This window comes from uncultured Dokdonia sp., assembly GCF_937910895.1.
Classification (GTDB): domain Bacteria; phylum Bacteroidota; class Bacteroidia; order Flavobacteriales; family Flavobacteriaceae; genus Dokdonia.
This window is the reverse complement of record NZ_CALEMI010000057.1, coordinates 1-22,527: the sequence shown is the minus strand read 5'-3', so window position 1 is coordinate 22,527 and position 22,527 is coordinate 1. Positions and strand designations below refer to the sequence as shown.

The window sequence follows — 22,527 nt, the reverse complement described above, 5'->3', positions numbered from 1 at the left end:
GTGCTTTTAAAAGCGATCACTACTTTTTTATCCTGTTCTAATAACTCAAGGGTCTTTTTAGCCACTGATTCTGCCTTGAGCGCAAAAAGCATCTGATCTACAATCCCAAAAACTCTGGAGAAATAAGGGCTTTGCTTAACCCCTAAATTCCTTGGTTGTTGCTTCGTTTTATCGCCCTCGCTTTTTGCCTTGGCATGAATCATCGCAAAGCGACTCTCTAAATATTGACTTTCAAATTCAGCAATACGGCGCATGATTTTTATAATCCGATCTACTTGCTTTCGATGTAAGCTACGCTCTGGTTCTTGATCCAATACCTCGTAGAAAGTTTCAATACCCTCACTAGAGCGTTGACGAGAAATAAGCTGTCCCATTTCTGCTAGGTTGGGCGAGATGATCTCTTGCAAGGCAAGTCCGCCTGATTTCATAGAACGCACAAAAGCATCATTACTAAGCTTGGCTTCGGCAATAGCCGTATACCCTGCATAAATAGGCATTACTTGAGGGTATTTAGCAAACGTAGCGCTGAGGAAGCAACACGAATGCGACAAGGATAAAAGCGATAACATCGCTTGTCCAATAATTGTCTCATGTGATCCAATAGTATGACATTCATCCAGCACAAAAACCACCCCTTTAAATCGGGAATTACCTAATTGTATTTGCTCACAAATCGCTTTTAACCATAAGTATTTGTAAGGCGCTGCCGATTGTAATTGGGAATAGGTAGAAAAGATCATATCATACTCATTCGGCACATGATCGATCACATGGGTAATGATAAGTTCGGGATAGGTATCAGGATCGGGTAAATCCCTGCCAATAGATTTGTAATACGCAATGGCTTTGTCACTATCAGTAGGTACAGTTTCTGAGCTAGTGAGTAGCTCTTTTTGTTCTAAGGAGGAGAGGGAGCTATACACAATACTTCCATCTGCATCTTTAATCTTAGCCTGACTATCGGTATTCAAAATAAAAGGATCAATCTGTTTTAAATCAATAGCTTTTACATCTCTATAGATATCCGAAAACAGCTTCACTTTTTGAGTAAAGAATATCGGCAAGTAGTCTTCCATAACCGCATGGCGGATCACGCCACCTGCCTCACGACCTTTGCCAATACCCGTAGCATCGGCTATAATCAAACTCTTACCCATATCAAACTGTTTTATATACAATCCGAGGGCATCTACCTGTTCGGCGCTAAAGGCTTTCCAAAGATCCTCTAAGGAGTTATAACGCAATCTGTCACGTACCAAATGATCTATATTTCCATAGTCTTTAACGATTCGAGTGAGGGCAACTTGGGTTTCAAAAGCTAAATTCCGAGGCACTAGGGTATCCATTACATACGGCGCATCTGATTTGGGAATATACTCCATCAAAGCGCTTTGTGAATTGACAAGCGCATCTGCATCTACGGTAGTATCCTCTACCTGTTTTAAAGCGATCTCTTGCATATCAGTCAAGTTCAATGGTGGTTAAAGCCTCCAAATAACTACGCAGCGTTGTATAGCTATAGCGCTGAATTGCCTCAAGTTTGCTAATATCAGATGCGGTGGTTAGCCCCTCTTGTTCAATGGTAGGATCATAATCCTTCCAACGAACTCGTAAAGTGGCTAGTGCATCATTCATAGGATCACTATAGAAAATAAAAGTGGTTAACTCTTCGGCATTTTGACCCCCTGAATAGGGAATCTCTAAATAATCTTCAATCAGTCCTGTGACATTTTCTTTTTCTTTTATGGCTTTTTCAATCAGATCAAAAAGGTGGAGATAAATCCCTGAAAAGTGATCATCGCATTGATTAAAAGCCATAGCGTTTTGAACACAGAATAGCGTGGCGCTATCGGTATCGGTAATGAGTTGTGGATTATAAAATATCATCTGTTTGCAATTTTTAATTGTTCTACTAATTTTTTTAAAGGATGTAAATGCGATTTGATCCGAAGCCACAATGCTTCATAGGTGTCTATAACCGATTCTAATTGGGGATGGGTGTGTTTGGTTGGAAACAGGGTGCTAGGGGTATGTTTTCGACCGCCCACTAAAATGAGCATCATACTCGCTACAGCGCCTTGTTTATTGTAAAGCGTAAATCCATTAAGATTGATAATATCATCAACGATATAATGACGGTATAGCCATTTGTAAAAGGGAGCGTATCTTCTTATGTGTCTATCTTCTCCATAGATAAAATGTCCCATAATGATGATCCCTGACTTGCCTGTATCTTTGAGGGTATCTAGGGCTAATCCTGCCATTAAATGCTCCAAGCGCATAAAGCTTGCTAGCTCATAGTGTTTATTGAAATACTTATTGACGATTCGGTTTTTGTCAAAACGATCATCTTCCCATTTTGCAAAGGGTGGATTCGTGACCATCACATCAAAATGATGTTTCCACTTCTCTGAAAAAGGCTTTGAGGCGTTTAAGGCGTGTACCTCTGAAAACCGCTGGAATTGTAAAGAAGCCCTACGGGTGGCATCGATCTCATTAGTAATGGTCTTATGAGGTTTAGCTCCGACGAGTAATAGTCCATTGCCTGCACTTGGTTCAAAAACAGCTTCGGCACTTCTCATACCCGTATACTCGGCGAGCATAGCTCCAATAAGACAAGGCGTGGAATATTGCTTGTATTTCTCCTTACTACTATCTGAATACGCATAAGTAGGTTGTACGGTAGTCCAAAATCGAATCATTGCTTTTAAACTTGCTTCAAAAGGGGTGATTTGTAAATACAGCTGTCTGTACCAGAGTAGCCAAGAGAGTTCCACTGCTTCCCATAACATTCCTAAAGTAGGCGCTGCTGTGGTTTCCATTAAAGCTTCTACTTTCTTTTTAGAGAGTCGCTCACCCTTATGATAATGCGTATGCATCATAGCCACCACTTGATCTAAATAGGAGGTGTCCTGTTGTGTGTCTTGTTGCTTTGAATGATCCGTTTTTGATAGATTTTCTATGTACTGAACAACATGGTTTCTTGATTGCTTTAAAAGCGTGATCGTCCAATCGATATTTCGGTAGGCTTCTTTTGATGCTCCTTTGGGTTTACCCGTCCTAGGATTGATAAGGGATTTTTGAGCTTCTTGTTCATTGGTGATTAACTCATCTATCATAGTCAGGGTACATCCTACATCTTTTACAGGGCGGTATCCTTCTACGGCGTGCCACCACTGTTTTTTGTCCGAAGTACTAGATATAATCTCTCCAAGGGGGCGCACGGCTCTATGATGGGTATAAATATTGATATACGGATAATTAAGGGCGGTAGGGAGTTCCAATTCTTTAAAAATAACTTCTCCTTGCTTTTCAAAATGGCGAAGTAATTTCCCACGGCTCACATCAATTCCATAATCCGTGGGATGAGCAAATTGCATGAGTTCAAATAGCGAAGTAGTGTTAGCCGTTTCTAAATTGCTATCTGAAATTGCTCTCAAATAGGGATAATCTCTTTTTATAAGATCACGCATAGAAAAATTGATAGCCCCATAAGCAAAATGTTCACCAATACCCTCTGGAACCATCATATTCTCTAGGGTTTCTTCTTGAATTGTTTTTGTACGGATTGCAGGGGTGTTTTCATTTTTTAGTGTTGCAAGTCTGAAAAATTCTATTAAAACCAAAACCTGAAATGTGATCGTATCAGAAATTGATTCTTTGTAGTGCTTTCTAAACTGATCTACCGCAAGTCCAACCTCTTGTTGCAGGTTGTCAGATTCACTAGCATCTAGTAACGCTTCAATGAGTCTCTGTGCTAATTCCTTATCATCTTGTAACTCATCTAGCGCTAGGTGTAATTTTTGAATAACCCGCTGGACGACACCATATCCATTTGCCTGTTTTTTCTGAGCGTATTCTCTGTCTAATTGAGAGGCAACCTTAATAGGTTTTGTTTCAGGGGTAACTTGTTTTTCATTAGAAATTTCTTTTTTTGTAGTTGTTTTCTTTTCTTTAGAATGTGTATCGGTTTGAGCAAGTTCAATACCTTTTTCTTTCGCGAAAGCTTGAATACTAATACCTACAGCTTCTAATCGTTTTTTATGAAGGGGGTCATTATTTAAAATAGCATCGCCATTTTCCATCACCGTTTCCACTTTCTTTATAAGGGATACAAAACCTGCTTTTAATGCTTTTTTATGAGTTGGAAATTGCGGATCATAGATGCTAGGCGATCCTGAATAACCAGAGAAGTTTCCGAAGTTTTTCTGATAACTAAGCCCATAACTATAACTGCCATTTTCTAGTTGTGCTATAGAAATTTTAGCTCTGTATTTTAATTTTTTAGCTATTGGGATAGTATACTCCCAAAGCGTTTGTTTTTTTTCTTTAGGCTTATTTACGAATTGTTTTTCGGTTTCTTGATGAGAGATTTTTTGGGTAGGTTGATGATCTTCTTCTTTTGTTTGAGTGATTATTATTGCGTTTTCTTCAATAGGCTCTTTGAGCGTTTCAACAGCCGTTTCTTCTATAGCTAACGGATCAGCTTTATAAGAATCTGCACTAAGTATAATGCGACCATTGTAAAATAGATCTCTACTATCTGCCTTATAATTTTTAGGGTATATATTAATTTTTCTTAGTTCCTCTTTAAAATGGATTTCACTAAACTGTTCTGCAATCTTAGTGGCTAGTGGTATTAATGGCTCAAAGACCACGTATTCTTCTTTTTTTTTAGAAGCATCCTTGAATAGGAGTTGCACTTTGCTGAACTTATCATCTGTAATGTGATCGTTTGACGGCTCGTAAGAAGGATGAATGACAATCCTATCCCACGGTAAATCATTCTGTATCGCATTTTGAAAATCCTTTATGAATTGATGATAAGAGGGATGGTCTTTAGCAAATAGTTTTAAGGGAGCGTACTTGTAATCTCTAAAACCCAATTCCTTTAGATAATCCAATAGATTTTCAGGAATTTCACTTTCAAAGTGAAGTCCTATGCTTTTTTCTTTATTGTGTTGAATCTTGAATTTCAAACCGTATTTCTTTTGAGCCAAAGTACTCTCGCTATACAAGGATTCCTTGGCGCGACTTTGGTAAAGTGACAAAAGAGGTGTTTTTTAGTCTGCTAAATAATTGAATACAAGTGATTTGAAAAACACAAGGGGTGACAAAAAAAGGTATATAGGCTAAAAACAGTATGTTTTCAATAAAGGGGAGGTATTCTATTTCGAGAAAAAAAAGTTAATAAAAGTACTCTCCTAAAATTTCCTTTTTTTCAATAGAGGTGTTTCCTCCAAAAAAAAAATAGTCTTTAGGATACATGGTTATAGAAATTAGCTTTTGAAAATTTGCTCAGCAAAATCCTCTTTTTCTATCAATAGAGCTATTTTGTTCAGAAAAAAAGATAATCTCTAGGATCATAGTCATAGAAGTTGGCTTGTGAAAATTTGCTCAGCAAAATCCTCTTTTTCTATCCATAGAGCTGTTTTGTTCAGAAAAAAAGATAATCTTTAGGATATATAGTTATAGAAATTGGCTTGTGAAAATTTGCTCAGCAAGATTCTCTTTTTCTATCAATAGAGCTGTTTTGTTCAGAAAAAAAAATAATCTCTAGGATACATTGTTATAGAAAATGGCTTGTGAAAATTCATTACTTTCGATGCCTGAAAATAATATCGTGAATAAAAGAAAAATACTTCCAGAAGTAGTAACAGATTTTATCGTTCCACTTTTTGTGTGCGAGAAACAAAATACAATAAATGTATTTGTGGTAGAACAAAGTGAATTTGATTCTGCAACAAATAACACATATGTAGCTTGCAAGAAATTAGATTATCAAGAGGAGGCAGAAGTAATTATTTATTCTGCTGAGAACGCTCCAAGAATCGTCAAATATAAAAGAGAATTGCAAAGCCTACTTTTGACATAAGCTAGAAATTTTAGCTAACGAAACAATATTCAATTTTTCATCAAATATCACCTTTTATGTATACCAAATTTGAGCCTAAATTTGTTTAAAAGGACAATAAATCTAAGAAGTGTTTTTATAAGTCTAGCTAAATATGGACGTGATTTTTGTTAGATTCTTTCGCGTATAACTATGATCTCTCCAAATCATTTTGATAGTATGTGAGACTAGTCGTTTTCTAAAGCTTTCGTTTTCTAATATGGTAATCATATGTAATTCCCAATCAGAATCTTCCAAAACCAAAAGCCCAGCTTCTTGTTTTTCTATGATAGGTGCTACTGGATGATTCTTACAAGCAATAGAGGGAATCCCCAAAGCAGATACTTCCAAATAGTAATGGGTTGGATCATACTTTGAGTATTCAGAAACATTAAAAAGAGCGAGGCGAAGTTGTAACTTTAAAAGTTGTTCAAAGTAGTCAAGAAAGTTTCCTCTTTTGAAAAAAACCATATTCGACTCAGAACTGTAAGGTCTTTGATCTCCTTTATAGTCAAAAATAATGCAAGATATTTCATATCCCTTTTGACTTAGTTTTTTTAGGAATGTTGGCAGTAATGCCACAAACTTCTTTGAAGGATTAAATACACCAATAGTTACAGAATTTGATTCACTCTTATCAATGGGATTTAAATTTTCAAAACTTATCCTGGAGATAAGAGTGGGCATACTTGTCAGATGACATTTTACATCGTTAAAATAGAAGTTTACGGCTGAACGATATTGTTCAACCAACAGTTCATTTTGACAAATACAGATATCTAATAAATTTATGTTAGTGATTAATTGATTTTTTATAGTCTTGTTGATCTTCTTATAGTTGCTATGCCAAGAGGAAGTCTTATGATAGTTCCCATCTAAATGCATGACAATTTGCAGATGAGGATATAACAAACGTATAATTTGCAGTGTGTATGTAATATCTGTTAGAATCGTTGGAAATACAATATAGTGCGCCCATTTTAATAACCGCACATCTAACTTATTCACATACTCAAAGAAATCTGAACTCACTTGATCTAATTCAATGCTATTGAGTATCGCACTATGAGTTATTGTTTTATTGAGTTCTAAAGCAGGTAGTATGCTACTATAATATTCTTGAGAGCGTAATCTAGGACTTACATATAATATGTGAACTTTGCCATCGTGAAGATTATAATTTGGATATCGCTTTACAAAAGGAGTTACCGTTTTTAAATGTTTATAGAACTCAATAATAGTTTGCATACAAGCTATAGATGGTTATTAGTGTAATGTCAAGAGCATTTGACCTGACTCATAATGTGCAATCAAAGTATTACTAGCTAAATCATAGATTTTAATCTTTTTAGCATGGGGGATATAGTGGGTAATCTTCTTTTGAAACCTTTGGAATCCTATCGCTTTGTCTTTAGAACGTGAATGGCCACTTCCCCAATCTAACGAGTAGAAAGTTTTGATATTGCTATCGGAAAACCAAACAATCATCTTAGAGTGTGAATCTATTGGAATTGCCCATCTTTTGCGTATTGGCATGAGATTAAGGTTTAAAAAATGTGATAAATTCACTAAGCAATACTTCACTAGCATTTTGCGTACCAATCGTGTATATTTTTACATTTTCTTCTTTTACCAGAAACATTCGGATTCCTATTGGTTTTGATGGTAATTGGTTTTCAAACGTTTTAAAATAACTCTTGAGTTTTTGCTCAACAACAGATCTTCCAATAAGACTAGCGGTAAAACGATCAGCAAAGAATAATGGAATCTCCTCTAAAGAAATTGTTTTGATGGGCTGATCTCCACTCAACAAAATGGTTGATAACTCCCCATCTCTCAAAATAATTTGTAATGAAATGACTCCATTGTGATGCGATTGTTTTGCTAATGAAGTAGCATGATTAATAAAATGTCGAGCGATACGGTCTTCTTCAGATAAAGAATCCAAAATAAGATTTTTGAGCTTGTTAGAAATACTCTTTTTAAAAACTGTCATACTTGTTTTTTTTTAATGAAATACTTAATCCTTTCCTTAAATTAATCCACAGAGATAAAAAGGTTTTAAAAGTTCTGAATAGTCGCCTTTAATTAATACTCATATAGATATTTATGATTTTCGCCGAAAGGAACTACTAACTCACAAAACAATCTATATATCTTTAAAAAGTGCTACAGGATTGTGATGGCTGGCTTAAAACCTGCGCACCAATCCATCATGTCTCCTGTTTTAGCACTTTTTCCTATGTAAGGAGATTCTAAAATGAGCTTAGCCCCATTAGTAATGGGCTTTAAAGCATCACATATTCATAAAGATTGATCATATCAATTAATAAAAGTAAAGCCATAAAACCCCTTGGTATAAGTGAATTACTTATTCCTATTTAGTTGTGGTTGTTGAATGCAAATAAGGTTAGGAGGTATTCTAGCGTGTGTGGTGCGAATGCTAGAATATAATAGTTTTAACGATTTTTATATCGTTTGACAAGGGTATCAAATTTCTTGTCTAGCTCTTCTTGTTCTTCAAGCTTCTTAGCGACTAAAGCTACACAAGACCTATATAGAGCATTTCTAGTATAGGGTTTAATTCTCTTGTTATTAAAGAACTTTGAGATCGTTGATCGAGCCGATCCAGTAGCCTTTTGTAATACTTCAACTGGATTGCTGTAGAGACCAAACATGGTCTCTACAATTTCTGAGATTCTTTTCTGATTCATGTGCAAAAAGGTTTTTCATAACGTGGTGCAATTTGTTTTTCTAAAATGACTCAAATAGTTTGCCATATTCATTGTATATAACAATTAATTAACGTTAAATAGTATATTATTTGATGATAAAGTAACAAAATAAGATTTTCAAAAACTACTTTTACACGCAATTGACTTAGAATTGACTCTTTACTGACTACCTTTGTAAAGTCGCTATGAAGTCCTAGTAAAGTAGTTGTGAATTCTTGATGGAGTCGTAGTGACTTATTACCATACTAATTTTAATACCTTATATTCACATAACCAACCGTATAACTAAACAACCAATTTTTTTATGCAAGCGCCACAACCAACCCTTCATCCAGAAACCATCAAGTTTTTAGAGGTTATTGAAGAAATAAAGGAAACAAATCGACTTTTAAAAGTAGAACCCAAGACAAATAAGGGAATATCTAGTCTTATTTATCCGACGGACAGAACTATTTTTTCTAAACTAAAAACAGGGATGCGTAAACGAGTTCCTATGGATGCACTACAGAATCTTGCAAACCATTTTAAAATCGACATGAATTATATATTCTACGATAATTTTGAGATTAACTACTTCCCTGAAGTATTACAAGAATCTGCTACTAAAAACCAAGCCAATTATACTGTGTCAGATGACCATTTACGCATCATTAACAAAAACAACTACAATGCACTTGGACTCACCATCAAGCTCTATGAGCAAATGATGAATTTAATGGAACAGAATCGTAACTTATCTGAAAATAAGAAAGTTAAATCTAAGTAAAAAAACATAGTATCTCTTTACTATGTAACTGCATGAAGTCCTACTAACTTAGTAGTATCTCTTTAGTGTAGCAGAATTAGCGCATCATCGTACACAAAGGTTTCTTAGCTTTGGTAGGTACACTATTTAAGTGATATGATATCATTTAAAATAGTCTATCTATTGAGAGGGAATCTATATTCCCATAGTATTCATCCATATACTGAAAACCTGCACAGTATTATAATTCAGTTCGTATGGAAAGTAATAAATTCTATGAGTTAAAAGAGTTAAGAAATATTCTTCCAATTACAGATCAGCGAACCATGACAAAATGGTTAAGCGATCATCATATCCCAATCCAAACTATTGCGGGTAAAAAAGTAGTTCATCGATTTATGGTCGATATGGAAATTGACAAATCACTTGTCAAAGAATTAAAGAAAAAATATCCTGAGAAATGGGAAGAGCTTTATACCTGTTATCAGGATAATGACCGTTTAGGATATTTGTTACTATTAGATGATGAGTTTGTACCTACTAAGCGATATGAATCCATCCTAATAAAAGATGTAGAACAAAAGTCAAGCCTTGCAGCACAACTTTTAAAAGGATAGGAACTATGAAAAATAAAAAGTTACCTATCAAAAGTAAAAAGCACAAAGGCTTAATGATCTATTGTCCTAATAATGATTGTAAAAAGTATTTTACTTGGACAGAGCAAGTTATTGAAGTCGATGGTAAAAAAAAATACAAGCAAGCAACTTGTGGAATATCCGGATATAGTTACACAACGTGTAAATCAAAAGAGAAACACGTTTTTAAATCCAGAGTTCACATTTCAGGAACTACTAGGGGAACCATTAGCAGAACACTAAAGGCAGAGACCTATACTGATGCCGTAGTAGAAGCTATTGCTTTTGAAAAAGAAGTAAAAGATAAAATACTAGATGTGAATGTATCTTTAACTCCTAAAAAACAACCTCGCAATCAAGTGTATTTAGCATCCGCTCAATCTGCGTACATTCTTTTTTTAGAAAATATAGATGTTGCGGATCATCTTAAAAAAGAACGTACTCAAAAACATATCAAAGAAGTATTCAAATCGCTAACACAGTTTAATGATGCATTAAAGAAAAAAGGGATAAAGAAAACCCTCATTCGAATGCTTCAAATAAATGATGACCACGTAGGTTATTTTCATAGCTATCTTTTGAATGAAAAGAAATACGCCAATAAAACCTATAACAATAAAATAGGAGTCCTTAGAAGTTTCTTTGCTTGGGCAATTACTGAATTTGAGCTTAATATGGCTAATCCATTTTCTAAAGCAAGAAATAGAACCGTCAATAAGCAAAATGATTCCATCACTATTGGGGAATACAAGGCACTATTAAAAGTTATTACACCTGAAAATGGAATTTCTTATGAAGGTAAAGACAAAAAAACAAAAAGGAATAGATATAAGCCTTGGTTAAAATCCGCTATCGAATTAGGATTACAGACAGGAGGAAGAAGGGAGGAAATCATCATCCTTACATGGGATATGGTAAAATATGTAGAAAATGAACCTAGTTATTTGGAAGTTCCTAATCTAAAAGTAGAACGAGGTAAAGGCATAGGATTTAATGATGATGTACCTCCTAAAATTATTCCAATTACAGTTGATTTATTAGACTTGTTAAATCGTTTAGGATTTGAAGAGAAAAAAAACACCAAAGAATATCTATTAAATATGAATAGGGAAACAAGCCCCAATGTTCTTATAGAACAAATGTCCAAAGGATTTTCTCATTTCTATAAGCTACTAGAAACAGGTAAAAGTATTCAATTTAAACACTTGCGAAAAACGTATATTAGTTATATGAAATTAGCCATGGGATCAGAAACAGGGGATTTAACCTCTCACTCTTCTAATGAAGTTATTGACAAAAACTATGTTGACAAAAGAGTTATTGCGAATGCACAAAGAAAATTTAAACTTTTTAATTAATCTTTTCTATTGAAATGTTAGGGTTATTCAATCAAAAAAGTTTGAAAACCCTACGTTAAAACCCTACGTTAAACCCTACGTTAAGTGAAAATTTTCTTTTTGAAATTATTTTAAAAAGGGTGTAAATAAAAACAACTTCTTGAATATCAAGAAGTTGTTACTAGTAGCGAGAACGAGAATTGAACTCGTGACCTCCGGGTTATGAATCCGACGCTCTAACCAACTGAGCTACCTCGCCATAAATCGCTTATCAGAGATATAAATAGTCTCTACTCTGTAAGCGGGTGCAAATATAAAAACAATTCATCTTACAACAAACAGATATTTTAAAATAAAATCAAAACTATTTTTTTGTTCTCGCCATATCTTTCAATATATTGGGCTTTACTAACAACAAACCTATGAGCGATAAAATAAAATATGAAATAGAATTTGTGGTGCATGCATCACCAGCTCTATTATACCAATATATGGCCACACCCTCTGGGATGAGTGAGTGGTTTGCAGATAATGTAAATTCTAGAGGAGAATTCTATACATTTATTTGGAATGGTACCGAAGAACAAGCTAAACTAGTTAATAAAAAAAGTAACGAGCGAATACGCTTCAGATGGTTTGAAGACGAGGAAGATGGGGAAGACTGCTATTTTGAATTACGTATTCAAGTAGATGAGATTACAAAGGATGTTTCTCTTATTATTACAGATTTTGCAGAAGAAGATGAAATAGATGAGGGTAAAATGTTTTGGGAGAATCAAATTTCGCAATTAAAACATGTCATAGGATCTGTTTAATTTCTATGCTAAATAGTATATTTGTCCCGTCCTCAAAAGAGTGACGGGATTTTTTTATGATTAATGATAACGGAACTTTAGTACAAAACGATAATGCACAGCTCAACCCTATGAATAGAGGGTTGTTATATGGTGATGGCGTTTTTGAAACCATAAAGGCAGTTAAAGGGAAATTACTTTTTTGGGAAGATCATTATTTTAGATTAATGGCATCTATGCGTATACTCCGTATGGAAATCCCAATGGAATTTACACCAGAACATTTACAAAAACAATTAACAGATACCCTACAAGCTTGTGATTTAATAGAAAAATCTGCTCGTATCCGGATTACGGTGTATCGTAAAGAAGGAGGAGCGTATCTTCCAGAGGATAGAGGCGTAGGGTATTATGTGTATGCCAAAGAAATTTCAAATCCTTTTTATGTTTTATCTGACGCGCCCTATGAAGTTGAATTGTATAAGGATCATTACGTAAATGCAGACATCCTGTCTACGTTGAAGACCACCAATAAAGTGCTTCATGTAACAGGAAGTATTTTTGCTGAGGATAATGGGTATGATAACTGTCTACTTGTTAATAATAAAAAAAACATAGTAGAAGCTTTACAAGGGAATTTATTTTTAGTAAAAGGAACGCACATTAAGACACCACCATTAGAAGATGGGTGCTTGCGTGGGATCATACGTAAACAATTACTTGGCATACTGCCATTAATGAAAGAATATACGTTTGAAGAAGCTTCTATTTCTCCTTTTGAGCTACAAAAAGCAGATGAACTTTTTATTACAAATTCAATAGTAGGGATTCAGCCTATTACAAAGTATAGAAAGAAGACGTATACCAATAAAGTGGCAAGTGCTTTATTACAAAAACTAAATGTAAAAGCAAGGTTAGGTTAATTGTAATGAGGATGCTCAGGAGCATTAGACCAGAGCAAGTAATCACCACCTAATTCGATGATTTTTTCTCTCCAAAGTTTTTGATAACTTTTGGTTAAAATATCTTTTTCATAATTATTTTCTACAACTACCCAAGAATTTTCTTGTAATTCTTGATTGAGTTGTTGCGCATCCCATCCAGCATATCCTAAGAAAAATTGGATTTCTTTGGGCTTAATTTCATTATTTTCGATAAGCTGTATAACGGCATCAAAATCGCCTCCCCAAAAAATTCCAGAAGCAATTTCTGTACTTCCTTCGATCAGGTGGGGTACGGTATGTATAAAATAAATATTGTCTTGTTCTACAGGACCTCCATTAAAGATTGGTAAATCATCGCGCGTAAGAAATGGAATAAAATCATTAAGTTTTTGCTCTAGAGGCTTATTCATAATAAAGCCAACAGTGCCTAGATCATTATGATCGGCAAGTAAAACGACTGATCTATTAAAAGAGACATCACCTATAATAGATGGTTCTGCGATCAATAAATACCCTTTGGTTGGAGGTAGTTTCATGGTATTTTTTAATTACATAAATAAACCTAGTCAATTTTTTAACCATATCAAAATAAAGAATCCTTTTGTTTAATGCTATCTTTTTTTGTTTCAGTGGGTTAAATGCCTATTCAGCTTGAATTATTATATTTGAATTTATTTTTTTAAATCGTAATATGCTGTTTTTTAATAAATTAAAAATAAAGTGATATTGTTAAAAAATTTAAACTTTTAATGATATCACTTTATATTTTTTTTAGTTTTTATTTTATTTGTCAAACATAGCATCATTATGCTAGATGATGTATCTGTATATTTATAGATGCGATGTAACAAAATGATTACTTTTTTTACTTATGGTATAACTTTATTAATTCATATACAATGAAAGCACACGAAATAGATTACGAGATTATAGGAGAAGAAATGCAGTATGTAGAAATAGAACTAGATCCTCAAGAAGGAGTTATTGCAGAAGCAGGAAGTTTTATGATGATGGAGGATGGTATTCGTATGGATACCATTTTTGGAGATGGTTCTCATAAAGATAATTCTGTAATGGGTAAAATCTTTGGCGCAGGGAAACGATTACTTACTGGAGAAAGCCTTTTTATGACTGCATTTTATAATGATGTCTTGGGAAAGAAGAAAGTGAGTTTTGCCTCTCCATATCCTGGAAAAATAATACCCATAGATTTGTCTCTTATAGGAGGGAAGTTTATATGTCAGAAAGATGCTTTTTTATGCGCAGCAAAAGGAGTATCTATTGGTATTGAATTTTCCAGAAAATTAGGAAGAGGACTTTTTGGAGGAGAAGGATTTATTATGCAAAAACTAGAAGGAGATGGCGTCGCTTTTGTACACGCTGGTGGAACAACTTTAAAGAAAGAACTCGCTCTAGGCGAAAAACTCAAAGTAGATACAGGATGTATTATTGGTTTTGACCATACTGTTAATTATGACATTGAGTTTGTAGGAGGGATAAAAAATACCATTTTTGGAGGAGAAGGATTATTCTTTGCTACCTTGTCGGGCCCTGGGACGGTTTATATACAGTCTTTACCCTTCAGTAGACTTGCTAATAGAGTCCTTGCATTAGCACCTTCCAAAGGCGGAAAATCAAGAGGTGAAGGTTCTATTCTAGGAGGATTAGGAGATTTACTAGATGGTGACAATAGATTTTAGCAACTATTTAAAAATAAGAGATTTATGATTTAACATCGTCGAAAAAAGATGTTAAAGTGTGCGAATTTGCTAAAAAAACAAAACAAAAGGTTGTATATTTAAGATATCATAAAAACACCTGCCTATACAGAAAACTACTTTTATTAGATCTAACCTAAACCTAATTTCGAATATGGCAAGAGCAATGTTTGAATACACTAAAACGATCCTTAACAAAGTGAGTTTTGATAGTGTGTTATTTTGTAAAGAGCTACAAAAAGCAGTGAAACGATTACTTCCTTATGAAATAGAGGAATTACGCATTTGGATTAATAATCTTATAAAAGAAAATCCAAATCTTGATCAGTGTCTGATTTATTTAAACCCTTAAAAAATAAAGCCTTGGAAACAAGGCTTTTTTAGTGCTCCAAAATTATTTATTAATGGGACTGATAATTTGTACATTTTGAAAAGTAATGGCTCCCTTTACCACACTAGCAATAGTCGTTCGTAAGGCTTCTATAATTTGCATTTTTAATTCACTTTTATGATAGATAAGACTTACTTCTCTAGCTGGAGAAGGTTCTTTAAACTTTTTAAGAAAATCTAAATCCTTTCCTGTATAATCTATAGTGTGTAGATACGGTAATAATGTCATTCCCAAATCTTCATTGGCTAGCTTTACAAGGGTTTCAAAACTTCCGCTTTCCAGCGAAAAATGATCACCTTCTTGATTGCCCGTTGCTTTGCATAGGTTTATAACACCATCTCTAAAACAATGCCCGTCTTCAAGCAACAACATATCTGTTAAATCCAAATCAGATACTTCTAGCGTTTTGTTTTTATACAAACGATGATTTTGAGTTACATACGCAATAAATGGCTCGTAGTATAATGGTCTTTCTTTGATATTCCTATTTTGTAAAGGTGTTGCAGCAATAGCAGCGTCTAGATGTCCATCCTCCAGTTTTTCTATAATAGTTTCTGTATTTAATTCTTCTATCTTTAGCTTTACTTTTGGATATTTATTAATAAAGTTACGTAAGAACATAGGTAGTAATGTGGGCATAATCGTAGGAATGATCCCTAGCTTAAATTCACCACCTATATACCCTTTTTCTTGATCTACAATATCTGTAATACGATTGGCTTCATTGACAATATTTTTTGCCTGAATGACTATTTTAGTTCCTATCTCTGTCAGTTCTATAGGTTTTTTAGAACGATCAAAAATCAAAATATCTAACTCATCTTCTATCTTTTGTATCTGCATACTTAAGGTAGGTTGTGTAACAAAAGTTTTTTCGGCTGCCTTTGTAAAGTTTTTATACTCTGCAACAGCGAGTACATATTTTAGTTGCGTAATCGTCATAATGATGAAGTATTAGTCATGCAAAAATACAAAGCTATTGGCAAAAACTATACATGTAGGAAAACAATTAGTTTTTCTTATATGCAATTTGTCAATTAGATGTGATGAATATCACGTATAAAAAAGGCCTTACACATCGTGTAAAGCCTTTTTTAATAAATATGTATGGGTATGATTACATCGTGATTTTAAGAGTGATATCTTCTTCACCTACAGTAAATTTTGCATCTCCCCAAGATGGAGGTCCAAAACCAACACCAGCTCCAGAAAGTCCATAAGGCTCTTTTGGCATCCCGCTTGGTTCAAAATCCATGCGTCCATTTTCATTAAAATCGTGTAGCGTTATTATGCCATAAGTTCCTGGTTGTACATTTTTAAATGTAAGTGTAATCATTTTGTTTTCAGGAACAGCTTCGGTAGCGTCTAGTGGTGCTGCTCTCATAAAGGTAGCTTCATCATACAAAGCGGCAGATACTTTACCATCATTGTTTAAAAGGTTTTCAATTTCAATAGTTACCGTGATTCCTTTTGTATCCTGAGCAAAAGCAAATGTAGAAAATAAAAGAGCTGTTAAATAAATAAAAGTTTTCATAAGATGTTGTTTTTATAATGTTAGTTTTGATTGACAGGGTAAAAGTATGTGTACGCTTTCGCGAAAGCGAACAAAACCTTCTGAACTGTCAAAAATGGAGATTGAACTGTTGATAGAGATGTGTATCTGCCAAAAACTGTAAACAAACAGAAGTCATTTCAGGGTTTCTGCTTTCGGCTTGATTGTTGAATATTGAATGTTCATTACTATGTTGACAACTCTTAGTGTTAAAAATTGGAGAATGCTGAAACATTGTTAAATTTATACTAATACATAAACGAAATGTGTATGAATTATAATCCTGAAGAAGAAGAAAATTTTTCCCTAACGCGTTTTGAGTCTATGTTAAAGACGAATAACGTTATGTTTTTTGACTCTGAAGAGTTTGAAAGTATCGCAAATTACTATATAGAAGAAGGCAAAATTGCCCTAGCTAGAAAGGCTGTAAAACTTGGATTAGACCAACATCCAGCGTCTGTAAATCTTAGATTGTACAAAGCAGAGATTTTTATTTTTGAAAATAAATTTGAAGATGCAAATCGTATCTTAAATGAGCTGTATGAATTAGAGCCTACTAATGAAGAGATTTATATTCAAAAAGCCAATATATACAGTAAACAAGACGAACACAAAAAAGCCATTAACTTATTAGAAATGGCGGTAGATCTTACAGAAGAGCCCTCTGACGTGTATTCCTTAATAGGAATGGAGTATCTTTTTATAGACGATTTTCAGAATGCGAAGTATAACTTTATGAAGTGTCTAGAAATAGATGATACAGATTATAGTGCGCTTTACAATATTATCTATTGTTTTGATTTTCTAGAGCAAACAGAAGAAGCGATAGATTATCTCAATATGTTTTTAAATAAAAATCCGTATTGTGAAGTTGCTTGGCATCAAGTAGGAAAACAATACTTTGATTTAAAACAATATGAAAAAGCACTTTCTGCATTTGACTTTGCAGTCATAAGTGATGATCGTTTTATAGGTGCCTATCTGGAAAAAGGAAAAGTACTTGAAAAATTAGGACGATATCCAGAAGCATTAGAAAATTACCAAATCACCCTAGAGCTAGATGATCCTACATCTTTTGCTCTATTACGTATGGGCAAGTGTTATGATCGTTTAGGAAACGATGAGTTAGCTATAAAGCATTATAAAAGATGTGTGCATGAAGATCCATTATTAGACAATGGCTGGATTGCCATTACGGATTATTATAGCAAACGATTGGATTTTCAAAAGGCGCTTTATTATATCAATAAAGCCATTCATATTGATGCGGAAAATGTACTGTACTGGAAACGGTATGCAAAAATTAATTACCGTTTAAAGTTTTATGAAGAAGCAGAAAAGGGGTATAGACGTACTTTAGAGCTGGGTAATTACGAACTAGAGACTTGGCTTACACACGCAGATATTCTATTATATCTAGAAGAGACAGATGCGGCGATCACTATTCTCTCTCAGGCTTTAGAATTTTATCCGGAAAATGTGGAGATCATGTTTCGTTTGTCAGGTCTTAATTATATAAAATGTGATGATATACAAGGTCGTTTTTTCTTAAAAACGGCACTGATGATAGATCCCGATTTTTCTATTATTCTAGAAGAGTTATTTCCGTATGCATATTCAAAAAAAGAAGTAAAAGAACTTTTAGCTAAATATAGTAGCTAAATAGTTTTTTATTAGTGAAACGCTGTTTTGTAAAGTCTGAAAGACGCATACAAAATCGTTTGTTGAACGAATCCTGTTTTTCAGCGGGATGTATGGTTTAACACTTCGACCTTTCGGTCTATTTTGAAATTCCAGAACTTGCTCTTAGCGTTATTACCTTTTATTTTTAGTGTTTCTGTAGGTCTTCTTAACCAAACCCACTATTTTAGCGTATATCTAAGTATATATCTATGTCAAAATCTGTTTTTTCTTACATTGTAATTCTACTTAAAGGAATGGCAATGGGAGCTGCCGATGTTGTCCCTGGAGTTTCAGGAGGAACCATCGCTTTTATTTCTGGCATTTATGAAGAATTGATAGAAACCATAGATAGATTAGATTTTGGTGTCATTAGCGTATGGAGAAAAGAGGGGTTCAAAAAAATGTTCTCACACTATAATCTAGGTTTTTTGATCAGTTTATTTTCAGGAGTTTTTATAAGCATTATATCACTTGCTAACTTAATTTCGTACTTACTAGAGAATCACCCTGTATTGGTGTGGTCATTTTTCTTTGGACTAGTTGTCGCAAGTATTATTTATATAGGAAATCAAATCAAAAAATGGAATCCTCTAGTCATTGTGACTACCATTATAGGAGTTGCTATTGCGTATTATATTACGATAGCAACACCTGCTCAAGCTCCTGATGCATTATACTTTTTCTTTCTTTCAGGATGTATTGCTATTATTGCGATGATTTTACCTGGGGTTTCAGGATCTTTTATTCTTGTATTATTAGGATCTTATGCGATTGTTTTAGCAGCGGTGACAGATTTTATAGAAGGAATCACATCTGGTAATTGGGAAATAGTTAAAACAAGCTTTTTTAAAGTATTCCTTTTTATTATTGGATGTATCATTGGATTAAAGCTGTTTTCTAAAGCTTTAAAATGGATGTTTGCAAACAAGAAAGAACTAACATTGGCCATACTTACAGGCTTTATGATAGGATCTCTCAATAAAATATGGCCTTGGAAGAATATACTTTCCACCAGAATAGATAGGCATGGTCAGGAAGTTCCTTTATTAGAAAAGAGTGTGTTGCCGTCTTCTTTTGAAGGAGAACCATTTGTTATATATGCAACCATTTCTGCCATCATAGGTTTCTTAGCTATATTCTTACTAGAACGACTAGCCGTACGCAAAAAAATAAATGCAAACTAAAACACGCACATTTACAGATAAGTTTTGGCTAGTTCTTAAAGGACTAGCTATGGGGGCTGCTAATAAAGTGCCAGGTGTTTCAGGAGGTGTTGTTGCATTTGTAGCTGGGTTTTATGAAGAGTTTATTGGTTCGCTTCAAAAGTTTAATGGTAAGGCTTTACGATTATTATTTAATGGGCGGTTTAAAAGCTTCTGGTGGTATATAAATGGTAAATTTTTAGGACTTCTTATTCTTGGAATGCTCATCAGCTATTTTAGTGTATCATTACTACTGGATCTTGCATTGAGAAATTATCCATTGCTTGTGTGGAGTGCTTTTTTTGGAATGATCATAGGCTCTATCTACTATATAGGTAAGGACTTTGAAGATTGGAATAGACAAATGGTTTTATGTATGATTTTAGGAGTCATAGCTGGTATTAGTATTAGTCTTTTAGAACCAGCACAAGAAAATGATCACTTAGTGTTTGTCTTCTTTTGTGGGATTATTGGTGTATCAGGAATGACGCTTCCTGGGTTATCAGGATCTTTTATTTTAATTCTCCTCGGAAATTATGTATTACTTCTAGTAGATTCTGTAAATGCCCTATATTCCACGCTTTTGGATATTGTCACTTTTGACTTTAGTTTTGTAAACGACCCAGAACAAGTACGCTTATTAAAGGTATTACTCGTCTTTGCAGCGGGATCTCTTACAGGTCTGGTGACGCTTTCTCACTTTTTAGGATACTTACTTAAGAACTTCAAATACAATACAAATGCGCTTATTTTAGGGTTTATTGCAGGTTCTTTAGGCGTAGTATGGCCTTGGAAAAAGGAAGTTTATAAAGTTGTTAATGGAGCTGTAGCAATTGATATGAACGGAAATCCCATTTTAGATAATTATAATCGTTTTTTTCCATCTGAAATAACCTTAGAAAATACCTTGGCTCTTTTTTTTATTATTTTGGGTATCTTTCTTATTGTAGCTTTGGGAAAATATGGAGATAAAACTAGATCTCATGCATAAATACGGTCTTATTGGTAAGAATATATCTTATTCGTTTTCTAAACATTATTTTACTTCAAAATTTGATAGAGAGCAAATACCTAATACGAGTTACGTCAATTTTGATTGCCAACGTATTGAAGATGCTCACAGCTATTTGTTGAATTCAAAAATTAGTGGGTATAATGTCACGATTCCTTATAAAGAAGCTATTATACCTTTTTTAGACCAATTAGATATACATGCAAGTAACATAGGAGCTGTAAATACCATAAAGCGTAATCAAGCTGGAAAATTAGTAGGCTATAATACAGATTACATTGGATTTAAAGATTCATTTTTGGAGCGTTGTGGTAATCTTTTTGCAATTGCTCCTACACCCAAAAAAGCCTTAATACTAGGAACAGGAGGTGCTTCAAAGGCAGTACTATATGCTTTGAATACCTTAGGATTTACGTGTACGTATGTTTCTAGAAACAAATCAGGAGAGATCATTTCTTATCAAGATCTTACAGCATCTGTGATAGGATCACATACATTAATTGTGAATTGTACTCCATTGGGTACATTTCCTAATGTTGATGCTTCTCCAGATATTCCATATCAGTATTTGCAAGACTCTCATATACTTTATGATCTTATTTATAATCCTGAAAAAACTTCCTTCTTAAAAAAAGGAGAAATGCAAGGCGCAACTATTATCTCAGGGTTACGTATGCTCGAATTACAAGCAGAAGCAGCTTGGGAAATCTGGAAAAAATAACGCTATTTTCCTTGTTTTTTAATAGATAGACCCATAATCCTTATGGGATATTATAATTATAGGAGTGGGATTAGTATCTTTAGCTCTTTAAAATGAACCTTAACATTGAAACAAATGTCAGAAGAAAAACAATCTCAAAAAACAGAAGGAGAAATTAAAGATACCGAAGCGCAAGAGGAGATGACTTCTCAACCAGAAAAAGGAATCCAAGAAGAAATAGAAGCATTAGCAGTCGAAGCAGAAGCAACGGAGTTACCTACACAAGAAGCTGTAGAAGCTGAAATAGAAACAGAAGATGCTGTTGAAGCTAAAGAGGAAGATGTTGTTGAGACTAAAGTTGAGGCAGCTACAGAAGAAGTTGTTGAGGCTAAAGAAGAGAATGTTGTTGAGACTAAAGTTAAGGTAGATACAGAAGAAGTTGTTGAGGCTAAAGAAGAAGATATTGTTGAGACTAAAGCTAAAACAGAAACAAAAGAAGTTGCTAAGACTAAAGAAGCAACAGAAGAAGCTTCTGGTAAAGAGATTGAAAATAAGCCTAAAGAGATTCCTAAGAAAGACTATACTTCTTTATCAAAAGAAGAATTATTAGAAGAGTTTAAATCATTGCTTGCCAATGAGAAAGTACAGTTGATCAAAGATCATGTCGATGAAATTCAAAGTGCTATTGAAGCAAAGTTTGATCAGGAACAAGAAGTAGCAAAAGCTGCATTTATAGAAGAAGGAGGTAATGTCATTGACTTCAGGTATTTTTCTCCTCTTAAAAAAGAGTTTAATGAAACGTACTATACCTACCGTAATAAACGATCTAACTATTATCAAAATAAGCAAAAAGATCAAAAGGCTAATCTAGCGTATAGAGAAGGTCTTATTGAAGAAGTAAAACTATTGCGAGAAGAATTAGGGGGTACAGAAAGTATCCAATCTACTTTTAATAAGTTTAAAGATATTCAAGAACGTTGGCATAATGCAGGTAATATCCCGAGAGATCGTTATAATTTAGTTTGGAATAATTATTACCACCATATTGATAACTTTTATGAATTATTGCATTTAAACCGCGAGTTTAGAGATAAACATTTTCAAGACAACTTAGCGAGAAAGTTACAGCTTATAGAACGAGCAGAAGAACTTGCTTTAGAACCAAAAATAAATAAGGCTTTTAAAG

The 22,527-nt window shown here is 34.0% G+C and carries 23 protein-coding genes and 1 tRNA gene; 13 read left to right on the top strand and 11 right to left on the bottom strand.

What is annotated here, in order from left to right:
- From Q0505_RS07495 to Q0505_RS07485, 3 genes are all read right to left on the bottom strand, one after another.
- Positions 1 to 1,460 (bottom strand): strawberry notch-like NTP hydrolase domain-containing protein (locus Q0505_RS07495; protein WP_299210809.1); only part of this gene is annotated, 1,460 nt, incomplete at its 3' end.
- A 1-nt stretch (position 1,461) separates the two neighbouring features.
- Positions 1,462 to 1,887 (bottom strand): hypothetical protein, encoded by a 426-nt coding sequence (locus Q0505_RS07490; protein WP_299210806.1) that lies wholly within the window; start codon positions 1,885 to 1,887, stop codon positions 1,462 to 1,464.
- A complete protein-coding gene (locus Q0505_RS07485; RefSeq protein WP_299210803.1) occupies positions 1,884 to 4,979 on the bottom strand; it encodes an N-6 DNA methylase in 3,096 nt (1,031 codons plus the stop codon). The genes Q0505_RS07490 and Q0505_RS07485 overlap by 4 nt, the downstream gene beginning before the upstream one ends.
- A 626-nt stretch (positions 4,980 to 5,605) precedes the next feature.
- Between Q0505_RS07485 and Q0505_RS07480 the strand changes: the two genes are divergently transcribed.
- Complete coding sequence (locus Q0505_RS07480; RefSeq protein ID WP_299210800.1) at positions 5,606 to 5,875, top strand: hypothetical protein; 270 nt, start codon at positions 5,606 to 5,608, stop codon at positions 5,873 to 5,875.
- A 123-nt stretch (positions 5,876 to 5,998) separates the two neighbouring features.
- Here the strand turns inward: Q0505_RS07480 and Q0505_RS07475 are convergent, their stop codons facing one another.
- The 4 genes from Q0505_RS07475 to Q0505_RS07460 all read right to left on the bottom strand — a co-directional run bounded on the left by Q0505_RS07475 (position 5,999) and on the right by Q0505_RS07460 (position 8,607).
- Positions 5,999 to 7,141, bottom strand: coding sequence for a glycosyltransferase (locus tag Q0505_RS07475; RefSeq protein WP_299210797.1), 1,143 nt, complete (start codon positions 7,139 to 7,141; stop codon positions 5,999 to 6,001).
- An 18-nt stretch (positions 7,142 to 7,159) separates the two neighbouring features.
- Complete coding sequence (locus Q0505_RS07470) at positions 7,160 to 7,429, bottom strand: hypothetical protein (RefSeq protein WP_299210794.1); 270 nt, start codon at positions 7,427 to 7,429, stop codon at positions 7,160 to 7,162.
- Positions 7,430 to 7,433: 4 nt separating this feature from the next.
- Positions 7,434 to 7,889 (bottom strand): hypothetical protein, encoded by a 456-nt coding sequence (locus Q0505_RS07465; protein ID WP_299210792.1) that lies wholly within the window; start codon positions 7,887 to 7,889, stop codon positions 7,434 to 7,436.
- Positions 7,890 to 8,352: 463 nt separating this feature from the next.
- Positions 8,353 to 8,607, bottom strand: a complete 255-nt coding sequence (locus Q0505_RS07460; protein ID WP_299210790.1) for a hypothetical protein — start codon at positions 8,605 to 8,607, stop codon at positions 8,353 to 8,355.
- 325 nt (positions 8,608 to 8,932) lie between these two features.
- Between Q0505_RS07460 and Q0505_RS07455 the strand changes: the two genes are divergently transcribed.
- The 3 genes from Q0505_RS07455 to Q0505_RS07445 all read left to right on the top strand — a co-directional run bounded on the left by Q0505_RS07455 (position 8,933) and on the right by Q0505_RS07445 (position 11,366).
- Entirely contained in the window at positions 8,933 to 9,394 is a 462-nt protein-coding gene (locus Q0505_RS07455) for a hypothetical protein (RefSeq protein WP_299210788.1), read from the top strand.
- Between the two features lie 236 nt (positions 9,395 to 9,630).
- Positions 9,631 to 9,990: a hypothetical protein gene (locus tag Q0505_RS07450; RefSeq protein ID WP_299210786.1), complete on the top strand. Its 360-nt coding sequence runs from the start codon at positions 9,631 to 9,633 to the stop codon at positions 9,988 to 9,990.
- 5 nt (positions 9,991 to 9,995) lie between these two features.
- Positions 9,996 to 11,366 carry a phage integrase SAM-like domain-containing protein gene (locus tag Q0505_RS07445; protein ID WP_299210783.1) on the top strand — a complete coding sequence of 457 codons (1,371 nt, stop codon included), beginning with the start codon at positions 9,996 to 9,998 and terminating at the stop codon, positions 11,364 to 11,366.
- 164 nt (positions 11,367 to 11,530) lie between these two features.
- Here Q0505_RS07445 and Q0505_RS07440 read toward each other — a convergent pair.
- Positions 11,531 to 11,604: transfer RNA gene (locus tag Q0505_RS07440), tRNA-Met, on the bottom strand.
- A 163-nt stretch (positions 11,605 to 11,767) separates the two neighbouring features.
- Between Q0505_RS07440 and Q0505_RS07435 the strand changes: the two genes are divergently transcribed.
- The gene (locus Q0505_RS07435) at positions 11,768 to 12,160 is read left to right on the top strand and encodes an START-like domain-containing protein (RefSeq protein ID WP_299210781.1); all 393 of its coding nucleotides are present in this window, start codon (positions 11,768 to 11,770) and stop codon (positions 12,158 to 12,160) included.
- A gap of 56 nt (positions 12,161 to 12,216) precedes the next feature.
- Positions 12,217 to 13,062, top strand: coding sequence for an aminotransferase class IV (locus tag Q0505_RS07430; RefSeq protein WP_299210777.1), 846 nt, complete (start codon positions 12,217 to 12,219; stop codon positions 13,060 to 13,062).
- Here the strand turns inward: Q0505_RS07430 and Q0505_RS07425 are convergent.
- Positions 13,059 to 13,619, bottom strand: a complete 561-nt coding sequence (locus Q0505_RS07425; RefSeq protein WP_299210774.1) for a YqgE/AlgH family protein — start codon at positions 13,617 to 13,619, stop codon at positions 13,059 to 13,061. The two genes, Q0505_RS07430 and Q0505_RS07425, sit on opposite strands and share 4 nt — an antisense overlap.
- A gap of 363 nt (positions 13,620 to 13,982) precedes the next feature.
- Between Q0505_RS07425 and Q0505_RS07420 the strand changes: the two genes are divergently transcribed.
- Positions 13,983 to 14,783 carry a TIGR00266 family protein gene (locus tag Q0505_RS07420; protein WP_299210772.1) on the top strand — a complete coding sequence of 267 codons (801 nt, stop codon included), beginning with the start codon at positions 13,983 to 13,985 and terminating at the stop codon, positions 14,781 to 14,783.
- A 172-nt stretch (positions 14,784 to 14,955) separates the two neighbouring features.
- On the top strand, positions 14,956 to 15,153 hold the full coding sequence (locus Q0505_RS07415; protein WP_299210770.1) for a hypothetical protein: 198 nt from the start codon (positions 14,956 to 14,958) through the stop codon (positions 15,151 to 15,153).
- Between the two features lie 42 nt (positions 15,154 to 15,195).
- Here Q0505_RS07415 and Q0505_RS07410 read toward each other — a convergent pair whose 3' ends face one another.
- Positions 15,196 to 16,134: a LysR substrate-binding domain-containing protein gene (locus Q0505_RS07410; RefSeq protein ID WP_299210768.1), complete on the bottom strand. Its 939-nt coding sequence runs from the start codon at positions 16,132 to 16,134 to the stop codon at positions 15,196 to 15,198.
- A 175-nt stretch (positions 16,135 to 16,309) separates the two neighbouring features.
- Positions 16,310 to 16,726, bottom strand: coding sequence for a DUF2141 domain-containing protein (locus Q0505_RS07405; RefSeq protein ID WP_299210766.1), 417 nt, complete (start codon positions 16,724 to 16,726; stop codon positions 16,310 to 16,312).
- A 288-nt stretch (positions 16,727 to 17,014) separates the two neighbouring features.
- Here Q0505_RS07405 and Q0505_RS07400 point away from each other — a divergent pair, with 288 nt between their 5' ends.
- The 5 genes from Q0505_RS07400 to Q0505_RS07380 all read left to right on the top strand — a co-directional run.
- A complete protein-coding gene (locus Q0505_RS07400) occupies positions 17,015 to 18,406 on the top strand; it encodes a tetratricopeptide repeat protein (RefSeq protein WP_299210764.1) in 1,392 nt (463 codons plus the stop codon).
- A gap of 230 nt (positions 18,407 to 18,636) precedes the next feature.
- Positions 18,637 to 19,611, top strand: a complete 975-nt coding sequence (locus Q0505_RS07395) for a DUF368 domain-containing protein (RefSeq protein ID WP_299210762.1) — start codon at positions 18,637 to 18,639, stop codon at positions 19,609 to 19,611.
- Positions 19,601 to 20,620 carry a DUF368 domain-containing protein gene (locus tag Q0505_RS07390; protein ID WP_299210760.1) on the top strand — a complete coding sequence of 340 codons (1,020 nt, stop codon included), beginning with the start codon at positions 19,601 to 19,603 and terminating at the stop codon, positions 20,618 to 20,620. Before Q0505_RS07395 ends, Q0505_RS07390 begins: the two co-directional genes overlap by 11 nt.
- Positions 20,592 to 21,362, top strand: a complete 771-nt coding sequence (locus tag Q0505_RS07385) for a shikimate dehydrogenase (RefSeq protein WP_299210758.1) — start codon at positions 20,592 to 20,594, stop codon at positions 21,360 to 21,362. Before Q0505_RS07390 ends, Q0505_RS07385 begins: the two co-directional genes overlap by 29 nt.
- A gap of 114 nt (positions 21,363 to 21,476) precedes the next feature.
- Positions 21,477 to 22,527 (top strand): DUF349 domain-containing protein (locus Q0505_RS07380; RefSeq protein ID WP_299210756.1); only part of this gene is annotated, 1,051 nt, incomplete at its 3' end.